The sequence below is a fragment of the Streptomyces palmae genome, assembly GCF_004684805.1.
Classification (GTDB): domain Bacteria; phylum Actinomycetota; class Actinomycetes; order Streptomycetales; family Streptomycetaceae; genus Streptomyces; species Streptomyces palmae.
The window spans coordinates 17,175-31,250 of the sequence record NZ_SRID01000010.1; the positions used below are offsets into that span (position 1 = coordinate 17,175).

Here is a 14,076-nt window from a genome sequence, read left to right on the forward strand (position 1 = left end):
GCGGCGGCCCCGGTTAGGACACCACCGCCGGGTCCGGCTGCTGGGCGACCCGCTCGGCGTTGCCTTCGTCACCCACGGCGATCCCGCGCCGCTTGGACACGTAGACCGCGCCGACGATGATCACGATCGCCAGGATCGCGATGCCGGCCCGCAGCCCGGGACTGGAGTCGTCGCCGTAGCTGAACTTCACCACCGCCGGGGCGATCAGCAGCGCCACCAGGTTCATCACCTTCAGCAGCGGGTTGATCGCCGGGCCCGCGGTGTCCTTGAACGGGTCGCCGACGGTGTCGCCGATGACGGTGGCGGCATGCGCCTCGCTGCCCTTGCCGCCGTGGTGACCGTCCTCCACCAGCTTCTTCGCGTTGTCCCAGGCACCCCCGGAGTTCGCCAGGAAGACGGCCATCAGGGTGCCGGCGCCGATCGCGCCGGCGAGGAAGGAGCCGAGCGCGCCGATGCCCAGCGAGAAGCCGACGGCGATGGGCGCCATCACCGCCAGCAGTCCCGGAGTGGCCAGCTCGCGCAGTGCGTCCTTGGTGCAGATGTCGACCACCCGGCCGTACTCCGGCTTCTCGGTGTAGTCCATGATCCCGGGCTTCTCCCGGAACTGCCGCCGCACCTCCAGGACCACCGCGCCCGCCGACCGGGACACCGCGCTGATCGCCAGCCCGGAGAAGAGGAAGACCACGGCGGCGCCGAGGATCAGACCGACCAGGTTGTTGGGCTGGGAGATGTCCAGGCTGAGGTTCATCTCGCCGGTGACGTCCCTGTTCACCTTGTCGATCGCCTCGGAGACGGCGTCCCGGTACGAGCCGAACAGCGCGGCCGCGGCCAGCACCGCGGTGGCGATGGCGATGCCCTTGGTGATCGCCTTGGTGGTGTTGCCGACGGCGTCCAGGTCGGTGAGCACCTGCGCGCCCGCGCCCTCGACGTCCCCGGACATCTCGGCGATGCCCTGCGCGTTGTCGGAGACCGGACCGAAGGTGTCCATCGCGACGATCACGCCCACGGTGGTCAGCAGACCGGTGCCCGCGAGCGCGACGGCGAACAGCGCCAGCGTGATGCTGGTGCCGCCGAGCAGGAACGCGCCGTAGACACCCAGCCCGATCAGCACCGCCGAGTAGACCGCGGACTCCAGGCCGATCGAGATGCCGGAGAGCACCACGGTGGCCGGGCCGGTCAGCGAGGTCTTGCCGATGTCCCGAACCGGCCGCCGGGTGGTCTCCGTGAAGTAGCCCGTCAGCTGCTGGATCAGCGCGGCCAGCACGATGCCGATCGCCACCGCGACCAGCGCCAGCACACGGGGGTTCCCCTCGTGGCCCAGGATCTCCATGTCCGTCACCCCGTCCAGATCGGCGTAGGAGGACGGCAGGTAGGCGAAGACGGCAACGGCCACCAGCACCAGGGAGATCACCGCGGAGATGAAGAAACCCCGGTTGATCGCGGTCATCCCGCTGCGGTCGGCGCGGCGCGGGGCCACCGCGAACACACCGATCATCGCGGTCACCACGCCGATCGCCGGGACCAGCAGGGGGAAGGCCAGACCGGAGTCGCCGAACGCCGTCTTGCCCAGGATCAGCGCCGCGACCAGGGTCACCGCGTAGGACTCGAAGAGGTCGGCGGCCATGCCCGCGCAGTCGCCGACGTTGTCGCCCACGTTGTCCGCGATGGTGGCGGCATTGCGCGGGTCGTCCTCCGGGATGCCCTGTTCGACCTTGCCGACCAGGTCGGCGCCGACATCGGCGGCCTTGGTGAAGATGCCGCCGCCCACTCGCATGAACATGGCGATCAACGCGGCGCCGAGGCCGAAGCCCTCTAGCACCTTGGGGGCGTCCGCCGCGTAGACCAGCACCACACAGGACGCGCCGAGCAGGCCCAGCCCCACGGTGAACATGCCGACCACACCACCGGTACGGAAGGCGATCTTCATGGCCCGGTGTGAAACGGCCGTCAGTTCCTGGCCCGGCTCACCCGCCGGCACCTCGGTACTTCCGCGGTCCGCGGGTGACGGCACGACCGGGGTCGCCTCACGCGCGGCCGCGGCCACGCGCACATTGCTGCGCACGGCGAGCCACATGCCGATATAGCCGGTGGCCGCCGAGAATCCCGCACCGATCACAAAGAACACGGAACGGCCGATCCGCTGCGACCAGTTGTCGGCCGGCAGCAGCAGGAGCAAGAAGACCACCACGGAGGCGAAACCGCCGAGCGTACGCAACTGCCGGGCCAGATAGGCATTCGCGCCTTCCTGGACCGCCGCGGCGATCTTCTTCATGTTGCCCGTGCCCTCGCCCGCCGCGAGGACCTGCCGCAGCAGCACCATGCCGACGGCGAGCGCCGCCACCGCGACCGCCGCGATCACCAGCACGATCACACGATTGTCGTCGGTCAGTTCCGCAGCGGCGAGGGTTGGGGGAAGGTCAATCCGATGAGGGGTGAGAGGCCCCGCCATTCGTCCTCCTTGACGTTTGGCACATGGGCGCGTAGCTGTTCTGCGACCGCGGAACAGCCGCCACGCTCAGGCGTCCTGAGCTCAAGATGTGGACGGATTGTAGGGAGCCGAACGGGATCAAAACAGAGTGTCGGAAAGGGAATTCGCCTACACCAGGGAAGATCAATAGGTTTGAGGTGCCGAAATTCCCCCGGATGAAGTAAAGGCAGAAATTCACTGACGATCACGAAGTGATCCTTAAAGGGATCATTAAATGATCTCGGAGTCTTATGAACGCCCCTGTTCAGCGAGGCCGCGCCGACCGGTACGCATCACCGGTACGGGTGATCCGCGCGGGGCCGGCACCCTTGCGAGGGAGGCCGTGGGCGGCCGGGCACGGCACCGGGGCGCGGCGACGACCGGCCGACGGGGCCGTCACCGGCTGGCGCGATTCAGCCCGGCACGGTGCGGCGAAGCAGGCCGGCAGTCAGGCCGAATCCCACGGACCACCGGGCACCCGGGGACGGCCATGCCACGCTGCGGGCGGCCGTGAGGTGGAAACGGGGTGCCGTGCCGCCACAGGGTCAGTGCGGGTGGGGCGGGGCTCCACGCCACGACCCCCGCCGCGCCATGCGCACACACGACGCGGCCCGCCCCGGCGTACGAGGCCGGCGGCGCCGAGTGCGGCATGCCAGACCGCGAGCGTTGCCTGCGCCACATGGGGCACAGGCGCGTAGCTGGGCGCGGCGCACGGGGCCGAGACACGCAGCTGGGCGCGGCGCACACGGGCGGGAGGTGACATTGAGCCCGGTCCACGAGGCCGGGCACGACATGCGAGGGCGTGACTGCGGCGCCAAGCGGCGGCATCACCCACACAGCGACAGCGCTGGGCGGCGGCATCACCCACACAGTGACGGCGCTGGGCGGCGGCATCACTCACACAGTGACGGCGCTGGGCAGCACGGAAGAGCCCGCGCACCACGCCGTGCCGGGCCCACAGACGACCGTGAGCGGACGTGTTAACACCGCTTCAGACGGCCTGGCGCTCCCCTTCCGCGCAAGAGCCGCGGCGGAGAGCCGGACACACAGCGCTACAAGCGCGAACCGCTAGGAAAGGGCTGGGGCGGATGCGGCCGGCCAGCTCATCCGGATGACACCGCCGGATTCGTCCGCCGACACCTGGACGTCGTCCACCAAGCCGCTGATCACCGCGAGCCCCATCTGGTCATCGCTGTCGGCGGCCTCGTCACCGGCCCCAACGTCATCCGCGCTCGTCATGACGGCATGCGGGGCCTCATCGCCGACCTCGATGGAGAACCGCTTCTCCTCCTCGGTCAGCGCCACCCGCACCGGGGCGGACACCCCGCTGCTCTGGTGGAGGCTGACCGCCCGGGAGCACGCCTCGCCCACGGCGAGACGCACCTCGTCGAGCACGGCCTCGTCCACCCCGGCCCGGCGCGCCACGGCCGCCGCGACCAGGCGGGCGGTCCGTACGTGCTCGGGCAAGGCGCTGAAGCGGAGTTCGACGGTGGCCATCCCATCCCCCTCGGAGCTACGGGCGTGCGTCTCAGGGGGCCGGGCGGGGCCGCCCGGTACTCCCCTTCGGTCTTCCCGCGGAAACTGATCAGTCAGTCGCCGCGACGGCGTCGTCAACCGAGGTGTGAATCGGGAACACCTTGGTCAGACCAGTGATACGGAAGATTTTGAGAATGCGCTCCTGGTTGCAGACCAGGCGCAGCGAGCCCTCGTGGGCACGCACCCGCTTCAGGCCGCCAACCAGCACGCCGAGCCCGGTGGAGTCGAGGAAGTCGACGCCCTCCATGTCGACGACAAGGTGGTAGCTGCCGTCGTTGACAAGCTCGACCAACTGCTCGCGCAGCTTGGGCGCGGTGTAAACATCAATCTCGCCACCGACCTCGACGACCGTGCGGTCGCCAACGGTCCGAGTCGACAGGGACAGGTCCACGGATCCTCCAGCACCTTGCATCGAGCGGTCGCCCCCCATGGATCGGCAGCCGCGATGGCATTCAATCACTTACCTGCAGGCGCGCACGACGCCTTGAGCCCATTGTCCGTCACTCCGGTGACACACTCGGTGTCGATGGCCGATAACCAACTTCCGCCACCGGCGGGCATACACCCTTCACCCCGGACCGTACTCGCACGGATCGCCCGCGGGGGAGACAGGGCTGCGCGCATCACTCATACGGAGCACTTGCCCCCGCGGATCGGAAGCCATGCCGAATGGCCGGAGCGGATCCGTCCCGAAGTGGTGGCCGCCATCCGGACGGCCGGGGTCGAGCATCCGTGGGAACATCAGGCGCGTACCGCCGAACGGGCGATCAACGGCGAGTCGGTGGTGGTCGCCACCGGCACCGCCTCCGGCAAGTCGCTGGCCTATCTGGCCCCCGTGCTCAGCGCCCTGCTGGACGGCTCGGCGCCGGCGCCCGGCGGCCGGCAGCGGCCCATGGCGGGCGCGGCCGGGGGCGGTCCGGCGGCCGGCCGGCGCGGTGCCACGGCGCTCTACCTGGCCCCCACCAAGGCGCTCGCCGCCGACCAGCGCCGCACCGTGGCCGAGTTGGCCGCCCCGCTGGGCAGTGCGGTGCGCGCCGCGGTGTACGACGGGGACACCCCCGTCGAGGAGCGCGACTGGGTCCGTGGCTATGCCAACTATGTGCTGACCAACCCGGACATGCTGCACCGCGGCATCCTGCCGGGACACGCCCGGTGGGCCTCCTTCCTGCGCTCACTGCGCTATGTGGTGATCGACGAGTGCCATACCTATCGAGGCGTCTTCGGCTCGCACGTCGCCCAAGTCCTGCGCAGGCTGCGCCGTGTCTGTGCCCGCTACGGGTCCGATCCGGTCTTCCTGCTCGCCTCCGCGACGGCCGCCGATCCCGCACGCGCCGCCACCCGGTTGACCGGGGTGCCGGTCGTGGAGATCACCGAAGACGCCTCACCACGCGGCGAGGTGGTCTTCGCGCTCTGGGAGCCCCCGCTCACCGAGCTGCACGGCGAGCGGGGCGCCCCGATCCGCCGCACGGCCACCGCCGAGTCGGCCGACCTCCTCACCGACCTGGCCGTCCAGGGCGTCCGCACCCTCACCTTCGTGCGTTCCCGCCGGGGCGCCGAGCTGATCGCGCTGATCGCCCAGGAGCACCTGGCCGCCGTGGACCGCTCCCTCCCCTCCCGCATCGCGGCCTACCGCGGCGGCTACCTGCCCGAGGAGCGCCGGGCCCTGGAGCGCGCCCTCCACTCCGGTGAGCTGCTCGGACTCGCCGCCACCACCGCCCTGGAACTCGGCATGGACATCGCCGGCCTGGACGCGGTGGTCATCACCGGCTATCCGGGCACGCGAGCCTCGCTGTGGCAGCAGGCGGGCCGCGCCGGACGGGCGGGCCAGGGGGCGCTGGCGATCCTGGTGGCCCGGGACGACCCGCTGGACACCTATCTCGTCCACCATCCGGAGGCCCTCTTCCGGCAGCCGGTGGAGTCGACCGTGCTCGACCCGGACAACCCGTATGTGCTCGCCCCTCATCTGTGTGCCGCCGCCGCCGAGCTGCCCCTGACCGAGGCGGACCTGGAACTCTTCGGCCCCTCCGCGTCGGAGCTGATGCCCCAGCTCGAGGAGCGCAGGTTGCTGCGCCGCCGAGCCACCGGCTGGCACTGGACCCGCCGGGAGCGGGCGGCCGACCTCACCGACATCCGCGGCACCGGTGGCAGTCCCGTACAGGTGGTGGAGGCGGCCACCGGACGGCTGCTGGGGACGGTGGACGCCTCGGCCGCGCACACCACCGTCCACGACGGCGCCGTCCACCTGCACCAAGGCCGCAGCTACCTGGTCGACCGGCTCGACCTGGAGGACTCCGTCGCACTGGTCACCGAGGCCAGCCCGTCCTATTCGACGACCGCCCGCGACACCACCGCCATCTCCATCCTGGAGACCACCACCGAGGTGCCGTGGGGTGCCGCCAGGCTGTGCTTCGGCTCCGTCGAGGTCACCAACCAGGTGGTCTCCTTCCTCCGGCGCAAGCTGATCACCGGCGAGGTGCTGGGCGAGTCCAAACTCGACCTCCCACCCCGTACGCTCCGCACCCGTGCCGTGTGGTGGACGGTGACCGAGGACCAGTTGGATGAGGCGCGGGTGATCCCCGAGGCCCTGGGCGGGGCGCTGCACGCCGCCGAGCACGCCTCCATCGGCATGCTGCCGCTCTTCGCCACCTGCGACCGCTGGGACATCGGCGGTGTCTCCGTCCCCCTGCACCCGGACACCCTGCTGCCCACCGTCTTCGTCTACGACGGCCACCCCGGTGGCGCGGGCTTCGCCGAGCGGGCCTTCCACACGGCCGCCCAGTGGCTGACGGCCACCCGGGAGGCGATCGCCGCCTGCGAGTGCGAGTCCGGCTGCCCGTCCTGCATCCAGTCCCCCAAATGCGGCAACGGCAACGACCCGCTGGACAAGAAGGCCGCGATCCGCCTGCTGACCACTCTCCTGGCCGGAGCGCCCACCACGCCCACCACGCCCAGCGCCGACTGAGCCGCCGGCGCCGCCCTGCCATGCGCCAAGCCCGTCGCCGCGGGGCCCGTACGCCGCCTCGCCGGTCACCAAGCCGGCGTGGCCGCGGCAGCCCGACTGCCTCGGCAGCCGGCCCCGAAGGACGTCCCCGCCCGCCGGTACGGCACTCCCCACGGGCAACCGCACGACACCTTCCGCACACGCAAGTACGGCACTCCCCACGGACAGCCGCACGCCACCTTCCGCAGACCCAGGTGCCGCGCTCCCGGTGGGCAGCGGTGCGGCAGGATCCGCCGGCCCGGCTCGGGAACGCACCCGGGGCGCGAACGGCCCGACACGTACCTCGGCGGTCAGATCGGCGATCTCGCCCTGCACCGCACACCGCACCACCCTGGCGCCCTGAGCCGCCGCGACCCGTCTGGCCAGGCGGCAGGCAGGGCCCGCTCCCTCCAGGGCGTGGTCGGCCGCGGCGAGCGCGGCCAGGTCGGCGGCGCCACCCGCCCGGTGCCGGGCCACGGTCACCCGGCCCATGGTGAACAGCCCCGCGAAGATCGCGCACAGCGCCGTTGCCGCCACCGCCGCCCACACCGTCGCCGAGCCGCGGTCCCCGGTCCGCCTCACCACGCCGTCCTCCTCACCGTGGGGCCCAAGACCGCCGAGCCGCCCCACCCGCCGGTGGCACCGGGAGCTCCGGAGGCATCGGCAGCACCCGCGGCCCCGGGTGCCGAGGTGTCCTCGGCAAGCGCCACCGCCTCCCCATGCAGCCGGACCGCAAGCGGCCCAGGGCCCGCGGCCCGTACCTCGACCCGCACTCGCACCAGGTCCCCCTCGCGCCGCAGCTCGACCCTGGCGCCCTTCGGGGCCGCCGACCGGGCGGCGGCGACCGCCGCGGCGGGTGACTCCGAGCGGGCCGCGGCGCGTGCCCCGGCCCGTGCTCCGTCCACACACCGCAACTGCGCGGAGGCCGCCATCAGCGCCCAGATCAAGGCCAGTGCGAAGAGCACCAGCACCGGGGCGGCCAGAGCCGCCTCCGCGGTGACGAAGCCACCATCCGCTGCCCGGCGCCGAGCCCCGGGCTCAGAACTGCGCATGGAGCGCCCTTTCGATCACCGATTGGAGGGCATCGCTCACCGCACCGCTCGTCACCACCTTGTAGAGCACGGCGGCGAACGCACAGGCCGCTACCGTCCCCATGGCGTACTCCGCGGTCGTCATCCCCGCTTCGGCCCTGCTGCGCGCCGCGGCCCGTACCGCCGCTCCCCAGGCCCTCAGTGCCCGGCTCCCCTGGGCACACCAACGCTTGGCCATGTCATCCCCCTTGTGTTCCGTTCGACGTTTGGTGTTCCGTTGCCTCTGTTCGACTGCCAGGCATCTCGCCTGACGTCTCGTTCGACTCTTCGACCGCCCGGCCCGGCCGGCTCTGCTCGGTGTCGCCCGACCCGGTCCGCCAAAGCGCGTCAGCGCCGGCGGACCGCGCGGCGTTCGGGGCCCGGCCGACCACCGGCTCGGGCGGCTCTGCCCGCCCGTCGCCCACCGGCGAGGTCGGCTAGGCTCTCCGGTCGTCCACCGGCAAGGTCGGCTCAGCCCGCCACTCGGTCACCCGTACGGACCGGCCGCACCGAACCGCCCGAGCCCTGGTGACCCGCCGTCAGTGGGCGTTCGCCATGCCGCCGCTGAGGCCGACGACCATCGGCACCACGCTCATCAGCAGAAAGGCGGGGAGGAAGCACAGCCCGAGCGGAGCAGTGCTCAGCACCTGCGCCCGCCCGGCCCGTGCGCCGGCCGCCCGTCGCTGCTCGGCCCGGCAGTCAGCCGCCACCCGCGAGACCGCTTCCACCGCGGGCGCACCCGTCGTGCCGGCCCGCTCCATGCACTTCGCCAGTCGGGCCGCGCCCGGCAGGGCGCCCACCCGTCCCCACGCCTCGGCCGGTTCACCGCCGAGCCGCAGTTCGGCACTGGCTCTGCTGAGGCGCCGCCCGAGCCTGCCCCTGAGGGAAGCGCCCACGGCCTCCGCGGCTTCTCGCGGACCGGCTCCGGCCGCGAGACAGGCGGCAAGCAGGTCTGCCGCCAACGGGAGTTGAGGGGTGACGGCGGGCTCCGCCGCTGGTTCCGGCCCATGGCGGGACCGCCGACGGCGCTGCCACCAGCCCAGTCCGAAGGCCGCGGCCAGCCCCAGCAGACAGCCCCTGGCTCCGCCGACGAGGCCGATCCCGGTCAGTAGGGCAGCGGCCGGCGGCAGCCAACCGCGCGACACCTCCGACCGAGCCCGGTTGCGCCACCCGCGCCACCGTCCACGGGGATCGAAGCGGCGCTCGCCCGCGAGGCGCACCATCAAGGCCGCCCGTCGGCGCACCTTCCGTTGGTGCCGTGCTTGCATGGTCATCGCGGCGGCGCACAGCAGGACGGTCGGACCGCCCACCGTCATCCCCAGGCTGTGGACAAACTCTCCGGCCATCTCTCCTCCGTTTCCTCGGGTTCCTCCGTTTCTCCGGACTCCTCCGGTCCCGCGGCGGTCCGCACCAGACGCGCGGTCCACGCGAGACCGGCCCACTCCAGGAGCCCGCCCAGCAGCAGGCAGACCATGCCCACCGGTGTGTGGAGCAGGACCCGCAGCGGATCCGCGCCCATCGCGGTGCCGATCAACAGGACGAAGACGGGCAGCACGGCAAGCACCACCCCGGTCGCCCGCGCCCCGGCGAGCTGGGCATGCAGCTGGGCGCGTTGGTCCCGCTCCGCCCCAAGCGCCGCGCCGACACGGTCCAGTCCCGAGGCCAGGCCCGCCCCGCCGTCCACCGCCACCTGCCAGCAGGCCGCGACCCCGGTCAGCCCCTCCGATCCGGGAAGGCGGGCCGCGCCACGCAGCGCCCCGGGCACATCTCCGCCGAACCGCGCCGCGGCACGGACCAGCGGCCAGTGCTCCCCGAGCCCTTCCGGGGATGCGGCCAACAGCGCCTCGTTCGGCTGCCGCCCGGCCCGCAGCTCCCCCGCGACGGCTCCGCACAGCTCGATCACCCCCGCGGTCCGCCGGTCGCGGTGCCGGCGGCGCTCCCGGCCGCGCAGCCATCGGGCCGCCACGGGCACCGCCGCCGCCCCGGCCAGGAGCGGGACCACCGATGAGGTGAGTGCCGCCAGCGCCGCACCGGCCGGCAGCCCCCACAGCCCGCGTCCCCACCGTCCGCCGCAGCGCGCCCACCACCGATCCCGAACCGCGAGCACGGCATCCGGCAGCCGGCACCGCCCCTTGAGGGCGCCGGCCCCCACCAACCCGCCGTCCGCGAACAGCAGCCGCGCCCGGCGGAGCCGGCGGTCGCGCCCGGTCAGCAGCCACACCGCCGCTCCGGCCGGCAGCACCGCGCCGAGCAGCACGGACCCGGCCCAGCCGCCCGTCACCGCGCATCGCCGCCCCGCAGGCAGAGCTCTCGGAGCCGCTGCCAGCCGGGGGCGTGGGCGAAGCCGCCGGGGCTCCACACGGCGGCGGGCAGCGTCGTCACCAGCCCGGCTCGGTCCCGCTCCAGCACATGGAGCTCCGCGATCCTGCGCCGGCCGTCCCTGTCCCGTACCAGGTGGATCACCACCGACAGCGCCGCCGCCAACTGGCTGTGCAGCGCGGCCCGGTCCAGCCCGGCCGTGGAACCCAGTGCCTCCAGGCGGGCCGGGACATCGGCCGCCGCGTTGGCGTGTACGGTCCCGCAACCGCCTTCGTGGCCGGTGTTGAGCGCGGCGAGCAGGTCGGTGACCTCGGGGCCGCGCACCTCGCCGACCACCAGCCGGTCCGGGCGCATCCGCAGCGCCTGACGCACCAGGTCCCGCAGTGTCACCAGGCCCTTGCCCTCCTGGTTGGCCGGGCGGGTCTCCAGGCGCACCACATGGGGGTGGTCCGGCCGAAGTTCGGCGGAGTCCTCGGCCAGCACGATGCGCTCGTGTGGGCCCACCAGGCCGAGCAGTGTGCTCAGCAGCGTGGTCTTGCCGGTGCCGGTGCCGCCGCTGATGACATACGACAGCCGCGCCTCCAGCATGGCCCGCAGCAGCAGCTCACCGCCGGGCGGCACCGTGCCCGCCGCGACCAGCTCCGCCAGACCGAACGCGCGAGGCCGTACCACCCGCAGCGACAGGCAGGTGGAGCCGACGGCGACCGGGGGAAGGACCGCGTGCAGCCGGGTGCCGTCCGGCAGTCTGGCGTCCACCCAGGGCCGTGCGTCGTCCAGCCGGCGCCCGGCCACCGCGGCCAGCCGCTGCGCGAGCCGGCGGACCGCCGCCGCGTCGGGGAAGCGGAGGTCGGTGCGCTCCAGGCCGGCACCGCGGTCCACCCAGATCCGATCGGGCGCGGTGACCAGCACGTCGGTGACATCGGGGGCGGCCAGCAGGGGCTCCAGCGGGCCGGTGCCGACCAGTTCGGAGCGCAACGCCGTGACGACGCCGAGCACCTCGGTGTCCCCGAGCAGCCGGCCCTCCTCCCGCAGGGCCGCGGCGACATGGGCGGGGGTGGGCTCGACACCACTGGCGGCCAGCCGCAGCCTGACCGCTTCCAGCAGCTCGGGCGCCTGGTGGCGGGTGCTGTTCACGACGCCCCGCCTCCCCCGCCGGGCATGGCCCGATCCCAGAAGTCGGCGCAGAACCGGGCCAGCGGCCCGCGTGCGCTGCCGCCCGGTGGGCTGCCGCTGTCCAGGGCGGCCGACAGTCCCGGCTCACGTGGCAGCTCTCCGGCCAGGGGGAGCCCCAGCAGCCGGGCGATCTGCTCATCGTCCAGGCCTGACCCGAACGGTCCGCGCACCACGGCGCGCAGGTCGCGCAGCACCATCCCCACCGATGCCGCCACCCGGTGGGCCGCGGCCACCGCGCGCAGCTCGGCGGGCACCACGAGGAGGCCGAGGTCCAGCTGCCCGAGCGCCTCCACGGCCGCGTCGTCGATACGCCGGGGCAGATCCACCACCACGACCCCACCGCGCCGGCGGGCTGCCGCCAGCACGGACCGCATGGCGGACGGCGGAATGGCCACCGAGTCACCGCGGTCCCAGCTGAGCACCCGCAGCGCGTGCAGCTGGGGAAGGGACTCCTCCAGGGCCCCGGCGCCCACCCGGCCGCGGGATTCGGCGAACGCGGGCCAGCGCAGTCCCTGGGCGGATTCGCCGCCCAGCAGGACGTCCAGTCCGCCACCGAGCGGGTCTCCGTCGATCAGCATGGTGCGCCGGCCGCCGCGGGCCGCGGTCACCGCCAGGGCGCAGGCCAGGGTGCTGGCTCCGGCACCGCCGCTGCCGCCGATGACGCCGACGGTCAGGGCCTGGCGGCCGACGCCCTCCGCCACATCGGCGATCCGGTCGACCAGCCAGGTCTCCGCGTCGGGCAGGAAGAGCACATGGTCCGCCCCCACGTCCACGGCTCGCCGCCAGATCCCGTGATCGTCCAGGTCCTGTCCGATGAGCAGCACCCCGGCCCGGCGCGCCCGGCCGGCCAGCCGCCCGGCGCAGTCGTCACCGAGGAGGACGAGCGGCGCCCCTTCCCAGCTGCCGCGCCGGATGGGCGCGCCATGGGCCACCTCCGGCTTCGCTCCGGCCGCCGCGCACAGGCGCAGCAGGTCGTCGAGAAGCCGCTCGTCCTCGGTGACAATCAGCGGTCTGACCTGGCACCCGTCGACCGCCCCCAGGTGCTCGGGGGTGATGGCTCCCGCCATGGTGACCTCCCCATCTCGTTACGCGCTTTCACGTACGCGAACATCGCGCGCCGTCATTGCCGAGAATCACCGTGCCGAGGCCTGGGAAATCTTGTGGATCTTGGTCGAAAACTGTGGACAACTCATCAGTTGTGAATATCCCAATCACCTATACCGGTGACTTCCAGAGCGCACTCTGGCGATTACCCACCGTCACGTTGCAGGATCATGAGGAGGCCGCGGCACAGCAGCCGCAGGAAGCGTCCAAGATCGGAAGAGAGGGACGGAAATGCGTCCGGACATGCGACGACCCCCGCCGGGGGGGAGAGCGGGGGTCGTCCCCACGGCCGACTCGGGGGGGGAGGAGCCGGACCGGGTTAGCACGGTCGCGAACGATCCGTGACTTCCATGGTGTACCCGAAGGCCTTCTCAGGCAAACCCACGCGCCACAGCTTACGCCGAATGGTGGGCCCTATGCTCAGCGTCGTGGAAAACCACTCCTTGCCTCGCACAGCGGCCTTCTTTGACCTGGACAAGACGGTCATTGCGAAGTCGAGCACCCTCACCTTCAGCAAGTCCTTCTACCAAGGGGGACTGATCAACCGTCGAGCCGCGCTGCGCACCGCGTACACACAGTTCGTCTTCCTGGTCGGCGGTGCCGATCACGACCAGATGGAGCGGATGCGGGAATACCTCTCATCCCTCTGTCGCGGGTGGAACGTTCAGCAGGTGCGCGAAATCGTCGCCGAGACGCTGCACGACCTCATCGATCCCATCATCTACGACGAGGCGGCGTCGCTCATCGAAGAGCATCACGCGGCCGGCCGCGATGTGGTGATCGTGAGCACCTCGGGCGCCGAGGTCGTGGAGCCGATCGGGGAGCTGCTGGGCGCGGACCGCGTGGTCGCGACCCGCATGGTCGTCGAGGACGGCGCCTTCACCGGAGAAGTGGAGTACTACGCCTATGGGCCCACGAAAGCGGAGGCGATCGCCGAGCTGGCGGACTCCGAGGGATACGACCTGGCGCGCTGCTACGCCTACAGCGACTCGGCGACCGACCTGCCCATGCTGGAGTCGGTGGGCCATCCCCACGCGGTGAACCCGGATCGCGCGCTGCGCCGAGAGGCAGTCGCCAGGGAGTGGCCCATACTCTCCTTCGACCGGCCCGTCCGGCTCAAGCAGCGGCTCCCCGCACTGTCGATGCCCTCCAAGCCGGTACTGGCCCTGGCCGCCGCGGCCGGAGCCGCGGCCGCCACCGCGGGCCTGGTCTGGTACGTCAACCGCAAGCGGGCACCGTATGCGGCCGTGCGTCACGGAAAGTAGAGAACGCGGCCGGGTTCCCATCCTTCCGCTTCCGGTTCACCCCGTTGCGGGGTAGAAAGGAACCAAGGCCCGCGAGACCAGGGGCATCCGGGAGGATCCTCCGCAGACAGGCCCCACGGACCGACGCATGAACACCGGGCACCCACGCGACGCCGACCCGTC

11 protein-coding genes and 1 pseudogene are annotated in these 14,076 nt (G+C 72.5%); 2 read left to right on the forward strand and 10 right to left on the reverse strand.

Going from position 1 to position 14,076, the window contains the following annotated elements; genetic code table 11:
• Positions 1–13: 13 nt before the first annotated feature.
• The 3 genes from E4099_RS02370 to bldG form a co-directional block, all read right to left on the reverse strand.
• The gene (locus E4099_RS02370) at positions 14–2,449 is read right to left on the reverse strand and encodes a sodium-translocating pyrophosphatase (protein WP_135337209.1); all 2,436 of its coding nucleotides are present in this window, start codon (positions 2,447–2,449) and stop codon (positions 14–16) included.
• Positions 2,450–3,535: 1,086 nt separating this feature from the next.
• Entirely contained in the window at positions 3,536–3,964 is a 429-nt protein-coding gene (locus tag E4099_RS02380; RefSeq protein ID WP_135337211.1) for an ATP-binding protein, read from the reverse strand.
• An 88-nt stretch (positions 3,965–4,052) separates the two neighbouring features.
• A complete protein-coding gene (gene bldG, locus E4099_RS02385) occupies positions 4,053–4,394 on the reverse strand; it encodes an anti-sigma factor antagonist BldG (RefSeq protein WP_055472740.1) in 342 nt (113 codons plus the stop codon).
• A gap of 54 nt (positions 4,395–4,448) precedes the next feature.
• On the opposite strand from bldG, the gene E4099_RS02390 reads away from it, so the two are divergent.
• Entirely contained in the window at positions 4,449–6,965 is a 2,517-nt protein-coding gene (locus E4099_RS02390; protein WP_135337212.1) for a DEAD/DEAH box helicase, read from the forward strand.
• A 333-nt stretch (positions 6,966–7,298) separates the two neighbouring features.
• Here the strand turns inward: E4099_RS02390 and E4099_RS33910 are convergent.
• The 7 genes and pseudogenes from E4099_RS33910 to ssd all read right to left on the reverse strand — a co-directional run.
• Positions 7,299–7,613, reverse strand: a pseudogene (locus tag E4099_RS33910) (Rv3654c family TadE-like protein); the annotation flags it as partial.
• On the reverse strand, positions 7,562–8,035 hold the full coding sequence (locus E4099_RS02400; protein WP_135337213.1) for a TadE family type IV pilus minor pilin: 474 nt from the start codon (positions 8,033–8,035) through the stop codon (positions 7,562–7,564). The pseudogene E4099_RS33910 and the gene E4099_RS02400, both read right to left, overlap by 52 nt.
• The gene (locus E4099_RS02405; protein WP_135337214.1) at positions 8,022–8,252 is read right to left on the reverse strand and encodes a DUF4244 domain-containing protein; all 231 of its coding nucleotides are present in this window, start codon (positions 8,250–8,252) and stop codon (positions 8,022–8,024) included. The genes E4099_RS02400 and E4099_RS02405 overlap by 14 nt, the downstream gene beginning before the upstream one ends.
• Before the next feature lie 340 nt (positions 8,253–8,592).
• Positions 8,593–9,399: a type II secretion system F family protein gene (locus E4099_RS35115; protein ID WP_135337215.1), complete on the reverse strand. Its 807-nt coding sequence runs from the start codon at positions 9,397–9,399 to the stop codon at positions 8,593–8,595.
• Entirely contained in the window at positions 9,366–10,334 is a 969-nt protein-coding gene (locus tag E4099_RS02415; protein ID WP_245244520.1) for a type II secretion system F family protein, read from the reverse strand. The genes E4099_RS35115 and E4099_RS02415 overlap by 34 nt, the downstream gene beginning before the upstream one ends.
• Positions 10,331–11,506: a TadA family conjugal transfer-associated ATPase gene (locus E4099_RS02420; protein WP_245244521.1), complete on the reverse strand. Its 1,176-nt coding sequence runs from the start codon at positions 11,504–11,506 to the stop codon at positions 10,331–10,333. The genes E4099_RS02415 and E4099_RS02420 overlap by 4 nt, the downstream gene beginning before the upstream one ends.
• On the reverse strand, positions 11,503–12,612 hold the full coding sequence (gene ssd / locus E4099_RS02425; protein ID WP_135337216.1) for a septum site-determining protein Ssd: 1,110 nt from the start codon (positions 12,610–12,612) through the stop codon (positions 11,503–11,505). The genes E4099_RS02420 and ssd overlap by 4 nt, the downstream gene beginning before the upstream one ends.
• A gap of 453 nt (positions 12,613–13,065) precedes the next feature.
• Here ssd and E4099_RS02430 point away from each other — a divergent pair, with 453 nt between their 5' ends.
• The gene (locus E4099_RS02430; RefSeq protein WP_135337217.1) at positions 13,066–13,914 is read left to right on the forward strand and encodes an HAD family hydrolase; all 849 of its coding nucleotides are present in this window, start codon (positions 13,066–13,068) and stop codon (positions 13,912–13,914) included.
• Positions 13,915–14,076 lie beyond the last annotated feature (162 nt).

Excerpts from the sequence above, each read along its gene's own strand:
- E4099_RS35115 (WP_135337215.1), bottom strand. The coding sequence starts at position 9,399 with ATGGCCGGAGAGTTTGTCCACAGCCTGGGGATGACGGTGGGCGGTCCG.
- E4099_RS02405 (WP_135337214.1), bottom strand. The coding sequence starts at position 8,252 with ATGGCCAAGCGTTGGTGTGCCCAGGGGAGCCGGGCACTGAGGGCCTGG.
- E4099_RS02430 (WP_135337217.1), top strand. The coding sequence starts at position 13,066 with ATGCTCAGCGTCGTGGAAAACCACTCCTTGCCTCGCACAGCGGCCTTC.
- E4099_RS02380 (WP_135337211.1), bottom strand. The coding sequence starts at position 3,964 with ATGGCCACCGTCGAACTCCGCTTCAGCGCCTTGCCCGAGCACGTACGG.
- E4099_RS02370 (WP_135337209.1), bottom strand. The coding sequence starts at position 2,449 with ATGGCGGGGCCTCTCACCCCTCATCGGATTGACCTTCCCCCAACCCTC.
- E4099_RS02390 (WP_135337212.1), top strand. The coding sequence starts at position 4,449 with ATGGCATTCAATCACTTACCTGCAGGCGCGCACGACGCCTTGAGCCCA.
- ssd (WP_135337216.1), bottom strand. The coding sequence starts at position 12,612 with ATGGCGGGAGCCATCACCCCCGAGCACCTGGGGGCGGTCGACGGGTGC.
- E4099_RS02400 (WP_135337213.1), bottom strand. The coding sequence starts at position 8,035 with ATGCGCAGTTCTGAGCCCGGGGCTCGGCGCCGGGCAGCGGATGGTGGC.